This window comes from Actinoplanes sp. NPDC049598, assembly GCF_040675435.1.
Classification (GTDB): Bacteria; Actinomycetota; Actinomycetes; order Mycobacteriales; family Micromonosporaceae; genus Actinoplanes.
Map to the genome: position 1 here is coordinate 279,863 of NZ_JBFAOX010000001.1, position 15,211 is coordinate 295,073.

Sequence of the window (15,211 nt, forward strand, 5' to 3'; positions counted from 1 at the left end):
GGGCACCGTACGGCCTATTCCGGACGAACGGCTTCCGCTAGCGTGCGGGTTGTGCCGAACGGATCGAGCCCCACCGCCCGGGCCCTGCGCACCCTGGAGCTGCTGCAGGCGCGCCCCGGCACCACGGCCGAGCAGCTCGCGGCCCACCTCGGGGTGACCGAGCGGGCGGCCCGGCGCTACGTCGGCATCCTGCGCGAGGCCGGCATTCCCGTCCACGCCGTCCGCGGCCCGTACGGCGGATACCGTCTCGGCCGCGGCACCCGGCTGCCCCCGGTCGTGTTCACCGAGGAGCAGGCCCTCGGCCTGGTCATGGCCGTCCTCGACGGGCAGCCGGCCGCCATCGACGCCGACGACCTGGTCGGGGCCGCCCTCAGCAAGGTGATCCGGGCCCTGCCGGAGGGCATCGGCCGCCAGGCGGCGAACCTGCGGGAGTACGCGTCGGCAGCCCCCGACCGGCACGCGTCCCGGCCCGACCCGGCCACCACCAGCGCCCTCGTGGCCGCCTCGGCCGACCGCCGGCGCGTCCAGGTCTCGTACCGCTCCGAACGCGGCGACGCCTGGGACGTGGAGGTCGACCCGTGGGCGGTCGTCGTCCGCTTCGGCCGGTGGTACCTGCTGTGCCACTCCCACCGGGCCGGCGCCATCCGCACGTACCGAATCGACCGGATCCGCGCCGTGCAGCGGCTCCCGCAGACCTTCCTCCCCCCGGACGACCTCGACCCGGTCGCCTCCCTCGAACAGAACCTCGGCGCCGGCTGGAAATACGCCACCCGCGTGGTGTTCCACGCCCCGCTGGAGAAGGTCGCCCCCTACGTCCGCTCCCCGATGGGCCGCCTGGAAGCGGCGGGGGAGGGCTGCGTGCTCGTGGGAAGCACGACCAACACCGAGATGTACGCCGCGGAGTGGCTGGCCACCATCCCGTTCGACTTCACGGTCGAAGGCTGCCCCGAGCTGCGCGACGCCGTCGCGGTCGTCGCCGCCCGCTTCACCGCGGCCCTGCGCTAGCCTCGTCCTCTGAGACGGCCCTCGACGGCCAGTCATTCGACTGAACACGGCGGGCGGGCGGCGGGTGAAGCTGGTGGTGGCATTGACCACCGAGGGAAGGACCACGATGCCGCTCAACCTCTTCGGGATCGCCTTCGGGCTGGCTGGGCTGGCCGGCACCTGGACGGCGTCGGCCGCGGCCGGGCTTGTTCCGAGTCTCGTGGGCGACGTGCTTTGGTTCGCCGTGCTCGTGGTGTGGTCGGGGTTGCTGTTCCGGTACGTGCGGACGGCCGCCCGGGACGACGTGCGGCATCCGGTCCTCGGGCCGTTCGCGGCGCTGGTGCCGACGACCGGGCTGCTCATGGGTGGCCGGCTGGCCGGCGAGTGGCTGCTCGGGGGCCGCATCGTGATCGCGGTGATGCTCGTCGCGGCCACCGTCTTCGCCGGGTGGTTCGTGGCGCACCTGCTCAGCGGCGGCCTCGACATCGACACCCTGCACGCGGGCTACCTGCTGCCGACCGTGGCCGCCTCGCTCATCGGCGCCCAGTCGGCAGCGCTGGCTGGCTGGCCCGCGATCGCCGTCGGGGCGTTCGGCGTGGGCATCCTGTTCTGGTTCCTGATCGGGGCCATCCTGCTGGGCCGCCTCGCGTTGCGCCCGGCCCTGCCCGGACCCCTGCTGCCCACCATGGCCATCTTCTCGGCCCCACCGGCCGTGGCGGGCAACGCCTGGTACACCATCAACGGCGGCACCCTCGACATGATCGACCTGCTGCTGCTCGGTACGATGGTTCCGCTGCTGCTGGTCCAGCTGTTCCTCACCCCGAACTACCTGCGGCAGCCCTTCGCCCACGGCTTCTGGGCGCTGACCTTCACGATCGCCGCCAGCGGCACCTACACCATCCACTGGCTCGCCGGTGAACACGCCACCGCCTGGCGCCCCTGGTCCTGGCTCGTCCTGGCCGTCGTCACCATCCTGATCGGCCTGATCGCGGTGAAGTCCTCCGCCCTGGCCCTGCGCAAACAGTCCCCCCAGCGCACGGTGACGCCCGCAACGGTGTAGGCCGGACTACTCGTAGGCCGCGATGTTGATGGCGATCAGGGCGGCGCCGAACAGGACCGGCCACAGCACGACACCGGTGAAGGCGCCGACCGCGGTGTCCGCCCGGCGCCGCCGCTTGTGCCACGTGCCGAGCGTCAGAGCCCCCAGCAGCCCGACAACCAGGGCCGTCCAGGCCGCGGCCGCAGTCGGGACGAGCAGTACGACCGCCACCACGACGGCCCAGACGGCCAAGGTCTGGGTCAGGCCGCTGGCCACTGTGCCGGTAGCCCCGGCACTCGTCGTCCGCACGGGGTCACCGTAGAGCAGGCTGCCCGGTGTCAGCCGGGCAGCCCTGGACGGAACCAGCCGTCGTCGGCTGGGCCCTCGTCGAGCCAGCGACGGTACATCGGTTCGGTGAACGGCAGGACGAAGGTCTGGTCGGCGACGTGCACGATCGCCGGCTGCGCGGCGGCCCGCCACTCGCACGCCCAGACCCGGCCGAGCACGTGCACTGCCGGGTGAGTGCCGTCGTCGAGCACGACGGTGACGACCTCACCGTCGGCGGGCAGCTCACCGTAGGCGAGCCACCAGGTGGGTGCCCCATCCCAGTCGCCGCCGCGCGCCCGGGGCTGCGGGTCTCCGGTCCAGGCCGCCCAATCATCATCCGCCGGTGCGTACAGGCCGGCGGCCTCGTCACGGTGCTGAGCGTCGTTGAGGTCACGCCAGGAACCGTCCCGTCGCCACTGCAGCCACCAGCCGGTGCCGGGCAGCTCGATCTCGCTCACGTGGCCGGCGTCGCTCATGACGGTTCCCCTCCCGATACCCAGCGGTTCTCCATAACTCTGCTGTCCGAGGCCGGCACGCGTGCGCACTACGCCGGAACCGTCATGTCAACGGCGGGTGGCCAGGACGATGACGGCGGCGGCGGTCAGCAGGGCGGCGCACGCGGGCAGGCCGGCGGTGGCTACGAGGAGGCCGCACGTGATGCTGCCGACATAGCTGGTCTGGGCGAGAAGCGAGTGCACGGTGGCGCGTACGGCACTGGGGGTTGCGCTGTTGACCCAGAGCGTTGCGAAAGCGCGCGTCAACGGGAAAGCGCCGGCCGCCAGGAGGACGGCGAGGCTGGCGGTGACCGGGTCGGGCGCGACGGTGAGGCCGGCGGCACCGGCCACGGCGACGAGGCAGGCGGTGACATAGCCTCGCCGAACCGTTGCCGGGCCGGCGATCCGGGGCTGGACCAGGCGCAGGGCGGCCGCGCCGACCAGGCACATGACGATGCCGAGGGCGGTGAACCACAGGACCGGGTCGGCGGCCGGGGCCAGGCCGAGCAGGCGCAGGGGATACAACCGGCCGAAGGCGTCGCCGGCGCCGTTGACCAGCATCGTGGCGGCGAAGACGGGCAGGAGCGTACGGCTGTGGCGCAGCCCCTGGCGAAGGATGCTCCGGCGCCGGGCGGGGACGAAACGGTGCTCCTGGAAGCGGACGGCGACGTACAGGCCGAGCAGGGTCATCGCCGCCCCGGCCAGGACCATGGCCGGCCCGCGGCCGATCAGCCAGGCCAGGCCGCCGAGCCCGGCCAGACCGGCGACGGTGCCGGTGAGCTGGGCCCGCTCGGCCCGCAGCAGCACCGGCGGCACCGAGGCCGGGTCGTGGAGCTCGTCGCTGATCCAGGCCACGTCGGCGCCGCTGGCGAAGGTCCACGACAGGCCCCACAGCATCTGGGTCGCCACCAACGACAGAAAGCCTGTCACCAGACCGGTGGTGAGCATCGCGGCACCCATGAGCACATGCGAGACGACCAGGGACCACCGGCGGCTGTACGCGTCGGCCACCACCCCGGCGGGCACCTCGAAGACCAGCGCCACCACGGATTGCCCGACGCCGATCAGCACGAGCTGGGCGGCGCTCAGATGCGCGTCGGCCACCAGATAGACACTGGTGACGAGCCACCAGCCGCGATGCAGCAGCGCCCGGCACCAGACCCACCGCACATAGACCAGATCCACCGCTAGAGTCTGCCCGTGCTCGACGAACACGAATTCCGCCGTCCGTGGCTGACCGCCGTGGTGGCCGGGCTGGGCGGTCTTGTGCTGGCGCCCGCGGCTCTCACGCTGGCCAGCCCGGCCATCGCGATCGGGCTGCTGCCCGACTGGTTCGTCGACCCGGCCGCTGCCCGCGTGACGATGCGGATCGCCGGCGGCGTGGTCGTCGCGGTAGTGGTGCTTTGTCTGGTGGCCGCCCTGCGGTGGGCGGCTCCGCGGCTGGCGGGCAGGGCGCCCGCGCCGGCGACGGTGGCAAAGGCGCTCGCCGGGTCGGCCGTCGTGGCGTTCTGGCTGTTGTGCCTGGCGACTCCAGCCGTTGCCGACGGCGACCCCGCGCTGCTGGCCCGCGCCGCACCCTCGGTCTTCGGCGCCTCCGCGTCCATCGACAACGCCATGATGCTCAGCGGCGTGCTGGCGCTCGGTCTCCCGCTGGTGGCCGCGCTCGTGGCCGTGCGCCTCCGGGTCCGCTGGGCGGTGGGGGTGCTCGTCCTGCTCGCTGTCGTCCTGGTCGTACCCGTGGCGTCAATGGTCCGCGACGGCGCCAACCATCTGCAGGCCGAGCGCCGCGACCATCGCACCGAATGTGTTTACTTCGTCGGCGGTTACGACTGTCCGGGCGACTGAGGTCCGATGTCCACCAAAGAATGGCATGAATTCGGGTTTAGTGATCGGGGCCTTCGTATTCGATCTGCTCTTTGCGGACAGGGGCGGTAATCGTTTCCTCGTCCCTCACCGTCTGTTTACTGAGGCGGACCCGCTCGACCGGGACCTTCTCGGTCGTGACGACGGGTCGCTCGGCGTACAGGGTGGTCGGGTCGCCGGAGTCGTCCGGGAGGTCGGGCGCGTCGACGGGCACGCGTTCCAGCCGTACCTCCTCGCGGGTGACCGGGACGGTCACCTGACGCTCCTCGGTCACCAGGTGCTTGCGCAGGCGGACCTTGGTCACCGGCTCCCGGCGTACGCCCGTGAACAGCCGTTCCTCCGAGCGCGTCATGGCGTCGTCGGTGGTTGGGGCGCCGTAGTGGGCCTGGAGGCGGTCGGCGTCCTCGTACTCCAGGGGCCCGTCGGTGTCCACCATGGGGGCCGTTCGCACCAGGGAGGCGTCGACCGCGAGGGTGACCCGGCCGGCGTCGAGGCGCGCGCCGTCCAGGGGCGCGACCGACTCCTGGAAAGACATCGAACCGGTCCGCACAGTCACCCACTGTGGCCGGCCGGAGTCCGGCTCGACGTAGATCTGGCCGACCGTGCCGATCTTTGCCCCCGCATTGTCGTACACGTCGGCGCCGTTCAGGTTACCAAGATCGTCCTGTGAGATCGCCATTTGGGTGACCTACCCGGTAATCCGCGGAAAACACTTCCGAATTGGAGGCATGGGGGCATGGGCGACGGGTACGGATTGGGTCATACCCGCACTCCTTGGAGGACCCCCTGATGATTACTCTGGACCAGGTCCGCGCTCTCAGCGGACGCGACGCGTACGGCCCCGACGGCGACAAGATCGGCAGTGTCGGGCAGGTGTGGGAGGACGGCGCCGGCGCCCCCACGTGGGCCAGCGTGAGGACCGGGTTGTTCGGGCTGCACGAGTCGCTCGTGCCCCTGCAGGGCGCCGATGTGGAGGGCGACCGCCTGGTGCTGCCGTTCGACAAGGCCAAGGTGAAGGACGCCCCCAACGTCGACGCCTCGCACGACGAGCCGCTGACCCAGGACGACGTCGAGCGGCTGTACGAGTACTACGGTCTGAGCTGGCAGGACAGCTCCCGGGCGTACGAGGCCGGCGCCGCCGCCGGAAACGCCAACTACACCGGTACGCGTGAGGACGACAACTACACGGCCCGGGAGAACTACACGAGCCGCGAGCGCGACGCCGACTTCAGCGACCGCGCCACCGACTACAGCGACCGCAGCCGCCGTGACGACGACGGCGCGATGACCCGCTCCGAGGAGCGGCTCCAGGCCGGCACGCAGCGCGAGGAGGCCGGCCGGGCCCGCCTGCGCAAGTACGTGGTGACCGAGAACGAGCAGGTCACCGTCCCGGTGGAGCGCGAGGAGGTACGCCTCGAGCGCGAGCCGATCACCGACGCCAACCGCGGCGCGGCCTTCAACGGCCCGGACATCACCGAGTCGGAACACGAGGTCACCCTGCACGCCGACCGCCCGGTCGTCGACACCGAGGCTGTGCCGGTCGAGCGGGTCCGCCTGGGCAAGGAGACCGTCACCGACGAGGAGACCGTCTCGGGCGAGGTGCGCAAGGAGCGCATCGAGGCCGACCTGCCCGACGAGGACGGCCGCCGCAAGCTCAGCTGAGCTTCGACGCCACGACGCAGACCGCGAGCAGGTGCAGGGAAGGCCACGAAGCGCCCTCCCACCCGCTCGCGGTCTCGTCGGCTGTCCAGCCCTTGGCCGTGACCGCGTCGGCCACCCCGTCGGCGTAGGCGGCGAGCGCCTCCGGCCGGGCGAGGCCGATCGCCTCGCGGATCTGCATGACGTGCTGGTCGACGGCGGCGGCCAGACCGGGCCGGGTCCGCATGGCGGCCATGCCGTCGTCGCCGAGCCGCTGCGACCACTGCCCGAGCGCGAGCCAGGCCGCCGCGGTCACGTGCTGCTTCAGTTCCATGACCAGCGACCGTACGGACCGGAAGATCCCCCGACAAGCATCAAAACCGACATTCGGTCCGTTCGGCCCAGGCCCGGTCGTCCGCCCGACCTACGGCGTCCGTGGCCGCCTCATCGCTACGGCGTGAGCGATCGGAGCAGGTCGGCGACCGGTCCGGGCCGGGCCGCGGCGAACCCCGTACCCGCCCAGAGGTTGAGCGCCGAAGCGTCCCCGGCGGCCGCCGCGGCGGCCCGGATCGGCGCCGTGAGGTGGTGGATCGCCGGGTAGCCGACCGGCGCCGCCGCCGAGTGCTCGTCGAGGAACCGGTTCCGCAGCCCGCGCGCCGGCTGTCCGGTGAACGCCCTGGTCACAGCCGTTTCCCGATAGTCGCCGGAGAGCATGGCCGCGCGCTGGGCCGGCTTGGTCCCGGCCTCGTCGGCGAGCAGGAGGAACGTCCCCACCTGGACCGCGGTCGCCCCGGCGCCGAGCAGCGCGGCGACGTCGGCGGCCGAGGCCGTCCCGCCGGCCGCGATCACCGGCCGGTCGGTCACCGCCAGCACCGCGGCCAGGACCTCCGGCGCCGTGCTGGTCCCCTCGTACCGGGCCGGGTCGGTGGTCGAGGCATGACCACCGGCCGTTCCGGCCTGCGCCACCAGGGCGTCCGGCCCCGCCATCAGCGCCCGCAGCGCCTCGACCCGGTTGGTCACGGTGATCAGCACCCGGGCCCCTCCGCCGCGGAGCCGCGCGACCACCGGCGCCGGGGGCACGCCGAACGTGAAGCTGACGAACGGAACCTCGTACTCGGCGGCCAGCGCGACCTTGGCGTCGAAGTGATCGTCGTCGGACAGCCGCAGCCGGGGCAGCTCCACCCCGTACCGCTCGGCCTCGAACTTCAGTCTCTCCCGGTATCGCGAGACCTCTTCCCCGTCCGCGGGCGCCGCCGTCGGCACGAAGATGTTCAGGCCGTACGCCACTCCGGCGTCACCCACCGCCCGCAGCTCCGCCTCGACCGCCGCCGGGGTCTTGTAGCCCGCGGCCAGGAAACCGAGCGCCCCGGCCCGGCCGGCCGCGACGACCAGCTCCGGTGTGGTGGGACCGCCCGCCATCGGGGCGACGACGACGGGCCCGGGCAGTTCCAGCATCAGCCGGCCTCCTTGACGGGTGGCGCCACGGCCCGCCGACCGTACCGGAAGCGCTGCTGGTAGGCGCGCGGCGAGATCCCGATCCGGCCGATGACGGCCCGCCGCAACGTCTCCGGGCTGCCGATGCCCGTGCGGGCGGCGGCCGTCGTGACCGAATGCCCCTCGGTGAGCAGGCGCAGGGCGGCGTCGACCCGCACCGACTCGACGTACTTGGCCGGGCTGGTGCCGAGCTCGTCGCGGAACAGCCGGGACAGGTGCCGCGGGCTGACGTTCACCGCGGCCGCCAGCGCCGGGATGGCATGGTCGCGCGCCGGTTCGGCCGCGATGGCGTCGGTCAGCGCGCGCAGCTTCGGGGTGGTCGGGCGGGGCAGCGTCAGCGACGGCGAGAACTGCGACTGCCCACCCGGCCGCTGCAGGAAGACCACCAGCTCCTGCGCCACCTCGCGGGCGGCCGGCTCGCCGCGGTCCCGCTCGACCAGCGCCAGGGCGAGGTCGATGCCGGCCGAGACCCCGGCCGACGTGTAGAGGTCACCGTCCTCGACGAACAGGGCGTCCGGCTCGACCGTGATCCCCGGGTACGCCGCGGCGAGCAGCCGGGCGTGCCGCCAGTGGGTCGTGGCCCGGCGGCCGTCGAGCAGCCCGGCCGCCGCCAGGATGAACGCGCCCGTACAGATCGAGGCCGTTCGCCGGGCTTTTCCCGCCAGGCTGACGGCCGCCTCGAGGAGGGCAGCCGGGATCGGCCGTACCGGCAGGTCGTCCCCGCCGACGATCAGCGCGGTGCCGACGTCACGCGCCTCGCCGATCGGCCCGTCGACCGGCACGCGCACGCCGGTCGAGCTGACCACGTCCCGCCCGTCGGCCGAGCGGACCTCCAGCTCGTACGGCCCGGCCTGGGCGAAGACCTCGAGCGGCCCGGCCAGGTCGAGCATCTTCATGCCGTCGAAGACGAGCGCGGTGACCCGGTGCATCCTTCTCGCCTCCATGTCCCGATCCGAGGCAAGCATGGCAGAGAGGACAGGGCGCCCGGCCGGGCCGGCGGGTGAGGCTGGGCACATGAACATCGCCGGCATCGACATTCCCGACTCGCCCCTGGCCCGCGCGGCCGCCACCCTGGTCCGCGAGGCCACCGACGACCTGCTCTTCCACCACTCCCACCGGGTCTTCCTGTTCGGCTCGCTGCAGGGGCGCCGGCTCGGCCTCGAGGCCGACCCCGAGATGCTGTACGTGGGCGCACTGTTCCACGACCTCGGCCTGACCCCCCGCTACCGCCGCGACGACCAGCGCTTCGAGCTCGACGGCGCCGACGAGGCCCGCCGCTTCCTGCTCGCCCACGGCATCGGCCCGGCCCCGGCCCGCGTGGTGTGGGAGGCGATCGCCCTGCACACGACACCCGAGGTCCCGTACCGCCTGGAACCGGAAGTCGCCCTGCTCACCGCCGGCGTCGAAACCGACGTCCTGGGCATCGGCTACGCCGACCTGGACCCCGCCGCCGTCCAGGCGGTGACTGAGGCCCACCCGCGCCCCGGCTTCAAGAAGGCCATCGTCGACGCCTTCGCCGACGGCTTCCGCCGCCGCCCCGACACCACCTTCGGCACCGTCAACGCCGACGTCCTGGAACACCGCGTCCCCGGCTACCACCACATCGACTTCGTCGACGTCATCGAGAACTCCGCCTGGCCCGAGTGACGGCGCTCTACCAGTCGCGGAGCTCGAGGAAGCGGCTGTCGTCGGCGGCCTCCGAGCGCATCTCGGCCTCGGCCTGGCGCGCCAGCGCCTCGTAGAACGACCGCTCCACCGATCCCTCGGGCAGCGTGGCGGCCACCGCGCGGCTGCGGTCACGCTGCTCGATGTCTTCGGGGAGAGGTTCGCCGACGGTGCCGCCGCGCACACCCTCGCGAACCGACTCGAAAAGGCCGCCCCAGGCCGCCTGGCGACACTGCTCACCGTGTCGTTCGGCGGCGCGGAGCAGCCGTACGGCGATGGGCGCATGGTCCCAGACGAAGGTCCGCTCCGCCTGAGCGACCACAGCGCTCAGCGCCCGGACGCGGTGCGCCGAATCGTCGTCGAGCGCCCGCTGCAGAAGGTCGGGGACCTCGCGACCGAAGCCGGCCGCCACGGCCGCGAAGACCTCGGCCCGGTCGTACGCGTGGCGCAGGCCGCCCGCCTCGACGACCCAGCCGAGCGTGGCATGCAGGATGTCTTCGAAGCCCGGTGAGCCGCGGAACCGCAGCTTCTCGTACCAGGTCCGCGGCATCGCGCGATATCCGGTGAGCCGTGACTCGGCGGCCCGTTCCGCGCGCCGCCGCAGGAGTTCCAGGGTCTCCTGCGGCCGGGCCGCCGACAGACCGGCCAGGAACGCCTGTATCTCGTACGAGTCGATCGCCGCCAGATCGGTCACTTCGCCGGCGATCCGGGCCAGCTCCTCGCCGCTGACGTCGTCGTACGAGAGGTATCCGTCATCGCCGAAGGCGGATAGCACCTCCTTGGCCATCGTGCGGGATGAGTCGAGCGGAACCGACAGCACCAGCGCGGCGGCGGCCGTCCGGTCATGCTCGGCGATCCGGCGTGCCCCCTGAAGCGCCAGTATCCGGGTCGTCTCGTCCGGGGTGCTCAGCAGCCGGGTCAGCGTTCGCAGCTCGCGCGGGTCGACGGGTCCTTCCCGCCATCGACCGAGGCCGTCGGCGGTCAGCCGGGTCAGGGTGAGGTTGTCGCGGCTCAGCAGGGTGTCCACCGCCACCCAGCCCGCGTCCGGGTCGCTGGTCAGCAGCTCCGGCACCGTGGCCGGAGCCAGGACCGCGAGCGGGCTGTCCGGCCGGCCGGCCACCGAAGCCAGCAGCGCCCGCGCCAGGGTGGGCCGGCCGCGCATCAGGGCGCGAGTGAAGTTGTCCGGCTGGGCCTGACGACCGGCCACCCCGGTCTCCTGCTCGGCCTCTACAGCGGCGGCGAGCAGACTCAGCAGCTCATTCTCCGGGTACGCGGCGACGGCCCGCTCCGCCAGCGAGGCCAGCCGCCGCGGCCAGACCCGCTTTGCTCTGCGGTGGTCCACGTCGTCCAGCAGCCGACCCCAACCGTCGTGCAGGGCGCGGGCCACCTCGTCCTCGAGGGAGCCGGGAAGCGCGGCGAGGGCCGCCTTGGCCGCTGCTCGTGTCGCTCCGTGGGCGTACCGGGCATGCCAGAACACGCTTTGGCGGATGGCCACCGCGACGATGGGATCGACTCTGTGCTTCTCGAGCAGGCCGCGCAGCCGGTCGAGGGTCCGCACGAACTCCGGCGTCCACACGTCCGGCTGGTCGGTTGATCCGCTGGGATAGTTCAGGGCCTCCGAGAGGGCTTCCGCGGCCCGTGCGGCCTGCCATCGTTCCGGTGACGCCAGCCCTCGCATCACCAGATCGATGACCCGGCGGCGGATCGGTGACACGACGGCCGGGTCCACTCGATAGGTCCGCACGACGAGGGTGAGACCGTTCCACTCCGTGTCCGTGCCCTCGGCGGCCAGCATCGGGGCCAGCACCTCCAGGGGCGAGACGGGCGGCCCGGTGGTCGTCCAGCGAGCGGCCGTGTCGACAAAGCGCTCGTTGATCACCAGGGATTTTCCGGGTCTGAAGGCCGCGATCGTCCGCAGCACCTCGACCGGGTGATCCGGCTCCCGCCGGTCCGCTCTGGGCAGGCGTCGGGCCAGCTCCCACAACAGGTCCACCGCCGCCGGCAGATGATCGGGGTTGTCGGCCACCTTGGCCAGCACGGGCGGCAGCAGGGTCGCGGCGCCCGGCCCGGCGACCTGGCAGATCCGCAGAAGCGAGGCCGGGTCATGGAAGACGACCTCGCGCAGGCGCCGGAGAGTCCGAGCCCGGAAGTCCGGCCCGGCCGTCTCGAAGCGGGCGACCAGCGCCGCCCACACCCCGTTCACCAGCGAGGGCAGCGGTGGGCTGGTCGCGTGTCGCACGTGCCAGTCCACCCGGCTCGCGTTGAGCACGAGGTGCAGCAGCGGATCGCCTTCGACGGCCCCGACGACCCGTTCGAGATAGCCGGATCGGGTCCCGGATCGGATGTCGGCGATGGCGCCGGCCAGGATCGTGTCGCCGAGCAGGTCGGGCACGATGCGCAGGGCCGTACCGCGGCGCAGGACGACCCCGGTGTCCTCCAAGTCCCGCAGCTCGTTGAGGACCTGATCGAACGGGAGACCCGTGACAGCCTCGGCCGCGCTCTGGAATTCCGGCTCGTCGACCCGGAAGGGCTGCAGGGCGGCGAACACCTGGAGCACGTCCCGCCGCCGGCCAGGCGCGGCGATCGCCGTGGCGAAGGCGTTCATGATCTCGTCGCGCAGGGTCTCGTCAGTGGCCACCCGCGAGGGATCGAGCGCACCCTGGCGTACGAGGCCACCGCCGACGACGATGACCAGCGGACAGTCCCGCCCGATCACCGCCAGTCGGCCTCGGGTGTGCTCGTGGTCGTGTTCGGCGCCAAGGACCTCGGCCGCGAGCGTGGTCGCGTCCGGAATTGTCAGGTCCTCGAGCTCCCACTGAGGCAGCTCGGTCCGGTGCACTCCGGCCTGCCGCAGCTCGTTCAGCAGGTTGGGCAGCCCGTAGGGACGGATGGCGAGCAGGATCCTCGCGGTCGGCCGATCGCGGCGGACGGCACTGACCATGGCCGCCACGCTCGGTGACTCATGTGCGTCATCCAAAATCAGCAACAGGGGCTCGGCAGCCGGGAGCACCTCGATGTCCTCCGGCTGCACGGCGGCGGTCCGGTCCAGGAAGAGCACGGTGAATCCGTGGCTCGCCGTCGCGCTTTCGGCGAACGCACGCAGGAGTCGCGACTTGCCGATGCCACCCCGTCCGACAAGCAGGGCAACACTCCGCTCGTCGGTGGTCAGCCACTCCACCAAATCGCCGAGTTCCCGCTGCCGGCCGACCAGGGCCCAGTCGTGTGAGTAGAGGCCGGTGCCGGTCTGCGGAGCGAAGAAACGATCCGTCTCCAGCCAGATGCTCCGTCGGCCACCTCCGGTCGTGATGGTCCCGTAGTTGTCGCCGCCGATTGCTACCGCCCCGGCGCCGGACGCCTCCACGTGAAGGGCCTTCGGGGCGGCGGCCCGACGTCGCCTGAAGATCATCGTTCGGGCCGAGGTTCCGGACCGGTGACGCGCGTGGTGATCGGCCCGGCGGTGTCGCCGCCGACAGCGACGGATCCGGATCCGCTCGCTGTGATGCCTGGTCCGCCGGCCGGAGGCGGCGTCCCGGCGTCGGCGCCGGACACCTCCGTGCGGATTGCGCCGCCCGCATCGCCACCCACGCCGACAGAACCGGGTCCGGAGGCGGACACCGCTGGGCCGACATGACCCTGTGCTCTGGTCTGCCAGGCCAGGAGCAGCCCGGCGAGACTCATCAGGCTGGAGAGGCAGACGCCCACGATCGAGATCCACTTCTCGGCTCGGTCGAGTCCCTCACCGGTCAGCACCCTGATCAGTACGACCACACCGGCGACTCCGGCGACGACGAGAAGGGCCGCGAGAGCGGTCTTCCAGCTGACCTTCATGGTTCCCATCATGGCAATGCTGTCGATGACGCGTGGGGCGCCGCGCGGCGTCACTCCTGGAAGGCGACCAGGTGGCGTTCGCGGGCGCGGGTCAGGTGCAGGCGCATGGCGGCCTCGGCGGCGTCGGGGTCGGTGGCGTTGATGGCGGTGGCTATCTGCTGGTGCTCGTCGTTGGTGACGGCGGTCTGGGCGTACGGGAAGTAGCGGCGGTGCAGGTGCAGGTGGGCGTGGAGGCGGGCGATGCTCTCGCGGAGCAGGGGGCTGCCGGAGGCGGCGGCGATCAGGTCGTGCAGGTGGGCGTCGAGGGCGGTGAAGGCCGCGTGCCACTGGCGGTCGTCGCCGCCCTCTATGGTGCGGACCGACTCGGTGAGCAGCTCCGAGCGCTGGGCCGTGGTGGCGCGGGAGGCGGCCCAGCGGGCGGCGGCGCACTCCAGCAGCAGGCGCATGTCGAACATGTCGTTGAACTCGGCCCGGGTCAGCAGCGGGCTGACCGTGTAGCCGGCGAGCGGGCGTTTGCGGACCAGCCCCTCGGACTCCAGGCGGGCCAGGGCCTCGCGGACGGGCGTGGGGGAGACCTCGAGGTCGCGGGCCAGCCCGTCGATGTTGACCCGGTCGCCGGGTTTCATGACGTGTTCGAGCACGGCCGAGCGGAGCGTGTCGTAGACGTCGTCGCCCAGGGTGGAGCGCTTGAGCCTTGGCAGCGTCATGGAACCACTCTCCCCTGAGGCGTTTCCGCTTCATTTCACACCGATGTCTTGACGGCGCTTGATGTGACCCGGTACACATCCAGGAAAGATCCTATAGGATCGACGAACTGGAGAGGAAGCCGGATGAAGCTCGCACGGCGTCTCGGCACCGGGGTCGCTCTGGCCGCGATCATCGTGTCCGCCGGATGCACGAAGAAGAGCGACAACGAGCAAGCGACCACGGGCAAGGGCCCCGGCCAGGTGAAGATCGCCCTGGTGCCGGGCGGCGCCCACCCCTACTTTCAGCCCTGGAAGACCACCGCGGCCGAGGCCAAGAGCGAGTTCAAGCTGGCCGACGTCACCTTCAACGAGACCTCGGGCTGGGACCAGACCAAGCAGAACGATGTGGTCAAGTCCCTAGCCGCCCAGGGCTACAACGCGTTCGGCATCTTCGGGGTGGCCCCGGAGAACATCAACTCCACCTTCGAGGATCTCAAGCGTCAGGGCTTCGCGGTCGGCTCGCTCGCCTCGTGCCCGGCCGGCGACGTCGACCAGGCCGACTTCTGCCTCTCCACCGACGTCCAGGAGGCCGCCTACAAGGCCGCGAAGGCCGCCATCGACGCCATGGGCGGCAAGGGCAACCTGGTCCACCTGACCGGCAACAAGGTCGACTCGAACACGCAGCGCCGCATCGCCGGCGTCGAGAAGGCGGTCGGCGAGGCCGGCGGCCAGGTCAAGATCCTGCAGGTCGTGACCGACATCGACACCGATCTGCAGACCGCGCAGAAGGCGGTGGCCGACCTGCTCGCGGCCAAGGGCTCGCAGATCAACGCGATCGTCAACACCGCGTACAACCCGGCGGTGGCCGCGGCCGAGGGCGTCAAACAGGCCAAGCTGCCGATCAAGGTGATCGCCATCGACGACGACAAGACGATCCTGGACGGCATCAAGGACGGCTCGGTCGCCGGCACCGTTCTGCAGAACCCGGTCGGCCAGGCCCTCGTAGGGTCCTACGCGCTGATGAAGCTCTCCGGCGGCTGCACGATGAAGGAGCCCGGCGTGATCGTCGACTCCGGCTCCTTCGTGGTCACCAAGGACCAGGCCGAGACGTATGAGAACGACCGGCAGGCCAAGACGGACGAGCTCCGCAAGGCGTTCGACGACCAGTACCTGGTCTGCAACTAAGGAGCTCC

At 71.9% G+C, this 15,211-nt stretch carries 16 protein-coding genes; 6 read left to right on the plus strand and 10 right to left on the minus strand.

Annotated features, from left to right (window positions below; translation table 11 throughout):
• Window positions 1-51 precede the first annotated feature (51 nt).
• Together AB0J66_RS01405 and AB0J66_RS01410 are read left to right on the plus strand one after the other, a co-directional pair.
• The gene (locus AB0J66_RS01405; RefSeq protein ID WP_364654695.1) at window positions 52-1,005 is read left to right on the plus strand and encodes a WYL domain-containing protein; all 954 of its coding nucleotides are present in this window, start codon (window positions 52-54) and stop codon (window positions 1,003-1,005) included.
• 73 nt (window positions 1,006-1,078) lie between these two features.
• Window positions 1,079-2,044, plus strand: coding sequence for a hypothetical protein (locus AB0J66_RS01410; protein WP_364654697.1), 966 nt, complete (start codon window positions 1,079-1,081; stop codon window positions 2,042-2,044).
• Between the two features lie 6 nt (window positions 2,045-2,050).
• On the opposite strand, the gene AB0J66_RS01415 is transcribed toward AB0J66_RS01410, so the two are convergent.
• The 3 genes from AB0J66_RS01415 to AB0J66_RS01425 form a co-directional block, all read right to left on the minus strand.
• A complete protein-coding gene (locus AB0J66_RS01415; RefSeq protein WP_364654699.1) occupies window positions 2,051-2,332 on the minus strand; it encodes a hypothetical protein in 282 nt (93 codons plus the stop codon).
• A 29-nt stretch (window positions 2,333-2,361) separates the two neighbouring features.
• Window positions 2,362-2,826, minus strand: coding sequence for a hypothetical protein (locus AB0J66_RS01420; RefSeq protein ID WP_364654700.1), 465 nt, complete (start codon window positions 2,824-2,826; stop codon window positions 2,362-2,364).
• 87 nt (window positions 2,827-2,913) lie between these two features.
• Window positions 2,914-4,029 (minus strand): MFS transporter, encoded by a 1,116-nt coding sequence (locus tag AB0J66_RS01425; RefSeq protein ID WP_364654702.1) that lies wholly within the window; start codon window positions 4,027-4,029, stop codon window positions 2,914-2,916.
• 15 nt (window positions 4,030-4,044) lie between these two features.
• Here AB0J66_RS01425 and AB0J66_RS01430 point away from each other — a divergent pair, with 15 nt between their 5' ends.
• Complete coding sequence (locus AB0J66_RS01430; RefSeq protein ID WP_364654704.1) at window positions 4,045-4,689, plus strand: hypothetical protein; 645 nt, start codon at window positions 4,045-4,047, stop codon at window positions 4,687-4,689.
• 37 nt (window positions 4,690-4,726) lie between these two features.
• Here AB0J66_RS01430 and AB0J66_RS01435 read toward each other — a convergent pair whose 3' ends face one another.
• Window positions 4,727-5,386, minus strand: a complete 660-nt coding sequence (locus AB0J66_RS01435) for a PRC and DUF2382 domain-containing protein (RefSeq protein ID WP_364654706.1) — start codon at window positions 5,384-5,386, stop codon at window positions 4,727-4,729.
• Window positions 5,387-5,496: 110 nt separating this feature from the next.
• Between AB0J66_RS01435 and AB0J66_RS01440 the strand changes: the two genes are divergently transcribed.
• Window positions 5,497-6,369, plus strand: coding sequence for a YsnF/AvaK domain-containing protein (locus tag AB0J66_RS01440; protein ID WP_364654707.1), 873 nt, complete (start codon window positions 5,497-5,499; stop codon window positions 6,367-6,369).
• Here the strand turns inward: AB0J66_RS01440 and AB0J66_RS01445 are convergent.
• The 3 genes from AB0J66_RS01445 to AB0J66_RS01455 all read right to left on the minus strand — a co-directional run bounded on the left by AB0J66_RS01445 (window position 6,362) and on the right by AB0J66_RS01455 (window position 8,804).
• The gene (locus AB0J66_RS01445) at window positions 6,362-6,679 is read right to left on the minus strand and encodes a DUF6401 family natural product biosynthesis protein (protein ID WP_364654708.1); all 318 of its coding nucleotides are present in this window, start codon (window positions 6,677-6,679) and stop codon (window positions 6,362-6,364) included. The genes AB0J66_RS01440 and AB0J66_RS01445 overlap by 8 nt on opposite strands.
• A gap of 116 nt (window positions 6,680-6,795) precedes the next feature.
• Complete coding sequence (locus AB0J66_RS01450; RefSeq protein ID WP_364654709.1) at window positions 6,796-7,800, minus strand: nitronate monooxygenase; 1,005 nt, start codon at window positions 7,798-7,800, stop codon at window positions 6,796-6,798.
• Window positions 7,800-8,804 carry a DJ-1/PfpI family protein gene (locus AB0J66_RS01455; protein WP_364654710.1) on the minus strand — a complete coding sequence of 335 codons (1,005 nt, stop codon included), beginning with the start codon at window positions 8,802-8,804 and terminating at the stop codon, window positions 7,800-7,802. Before AB0J66_RS01455 ends, AB0J66_RS01450 begins: the two co-directional genes overlap by 1 nt.
• 49 nt (window positions 8,805-8,853) lie before the next feature.
• On the opposite strand from AB0J66_RS01455, the gene AB0J66_RS01460 reads away from it, so the two are divergent.
• Entirely contained in the window at window positions 8,854-9,486 is a 633-nt protein-coding gene (locus tag AB0J66_RS01460) for an HD domain-containing protein (protein WP_364654711.1), read from the plus strand.
• A 7-nt stretch (window positions 9,487-9,493) separates the two neighbouring features.
• Here AB0J66_RS01460 and AB0J66_RS01465 read toward each other — a convergent pair whose 3' ends face one another.
• Genes AB0J66_RS01465 through AB0J66_RS01475 form a run of 3 tightly spaced genes read right to left on the minus strand, consistent with a single transcriptional unit; the run spans window position 9,494 to window position 14,039 of the window.
• On the minus strand, window positions 9,494-12,865 hold the full coding sequence (locus AB0J66_RS01465; protein ID WP_364654712.1) for a hypothetical protein: 3,372 nt from the start codon (window positions 12,863-12,865) through the stop codon (window positions 9,494-9,496).
• 41 nt (window positions 12,866-12,906) lie between these two features.
• The gene (locus tag AB0J66_RS01470; protein ID WP_364654713.1) at window positions 12,907-13,386 is read right to left on the minus strand and encodes a hypothetical protein; all 480 of its coding nucleotides are present in this window, start codon (window positions 13,384-13,386) and stop codon (window positions 12,907-12,909) included.
• Complete coding sequence (locus tag AB0J66_RS01475) at window positions 13,383-14,039, minus strand: GntR family transcriptional regulator (RefSeq protein WP_364654714.1); 657 nt, start codon at window positions 14,037-14,039, stop codon at window positions 13,383-13,385. Before AB0J66_RS01475 ends, AB0J66_RS01470 begins: the two co-directional genes overlap by 4 nt.
• Before the next feature lie 123 nt (window positions 14,040-14,162).
• Here AB0J66_RS01475 and AB0J66_RS01480 point away from each other — a divergent pair, with 123 nt between their 5' ends.
• The gene (locus tag AB0J66_RS01480; protein WP_364654716.1) at window positions 14,163-15,203 is read left to right on the plus strand and encodes a sugar ABC transporter substrate-binding protein; all 1,041 of its coding nucleotides are present in this window, start codon (window positions 14,163-14,165) and stop codon (window positions 15,201-15,203) included.
• Window positions 15,204-15,211: the final 8 nt, after the last annotated feature.

Coding starts and splice junctions, on each gene's coding strand:
- AB0J66_RS01420 (WP_364654700.1), bottom strand. CDS start 2,826: ATGAGCGACGCCGGCCACGTGAGCGAGATCGAGCTGCCCGGCACCGGC.
- AB0J66_RS01435 (WP_364654706.1), bottom strand. CDS start 5,386: ATGGCGATCTCACAGGACGATCTTGGTAACCTGAACGGCGCCGACGTG.
- AB0J66_RS01440 (WP_364654707.1), top strand. CDS start 5,497: ATGATTACTCTGGACCAGGTCCGCGCTCTCAGCGGACGCGACGCGTAC.
- AB0J66_RS01445 (WP_364654708.1), bottom strand. CDS start 6,679: ATGGAACTGAAGCAGCACGTGACCGCGGCGGCCTGGCTCGCGCTCGGG.
- AB0J66_RS01450 (WP_364654709.1), bottom strand. CDS start 7,800: ATGCTGGAACTGCCCGGGCCCGTCGTCGTCGCCCCGATGGCGGGCGGT.
- AB0J66_RS01455 (WP_364654710.1), bottom strand. CDS start 8,804: ATGCTTGCCTCGGATCGGGACATGGAGGCGAGAAGGATGCACCGGGTC.
- AB0J66_RS01460 (WP_364654711.1), top strand. CDS start 8,854: ATGAACATCGCCGGCATCGACATTCCCGACTCGCCCCTGGCCCGCGCG.
- AB0J66_RS01475 (WP_364654714.1), bottom strand. CDS start 14,039: ATGACGCTGCCAAGGCTCAAGCGCTCCACCCTGGGCGACGACGTCTAC.
- AB0J66_RS01480 (WP_364654716.1), top strand. CDS start 14,163: ATGAAGCTCGCACGGCGTCTCGGCACCGGGGTCGCTCTGGCCGCGATC.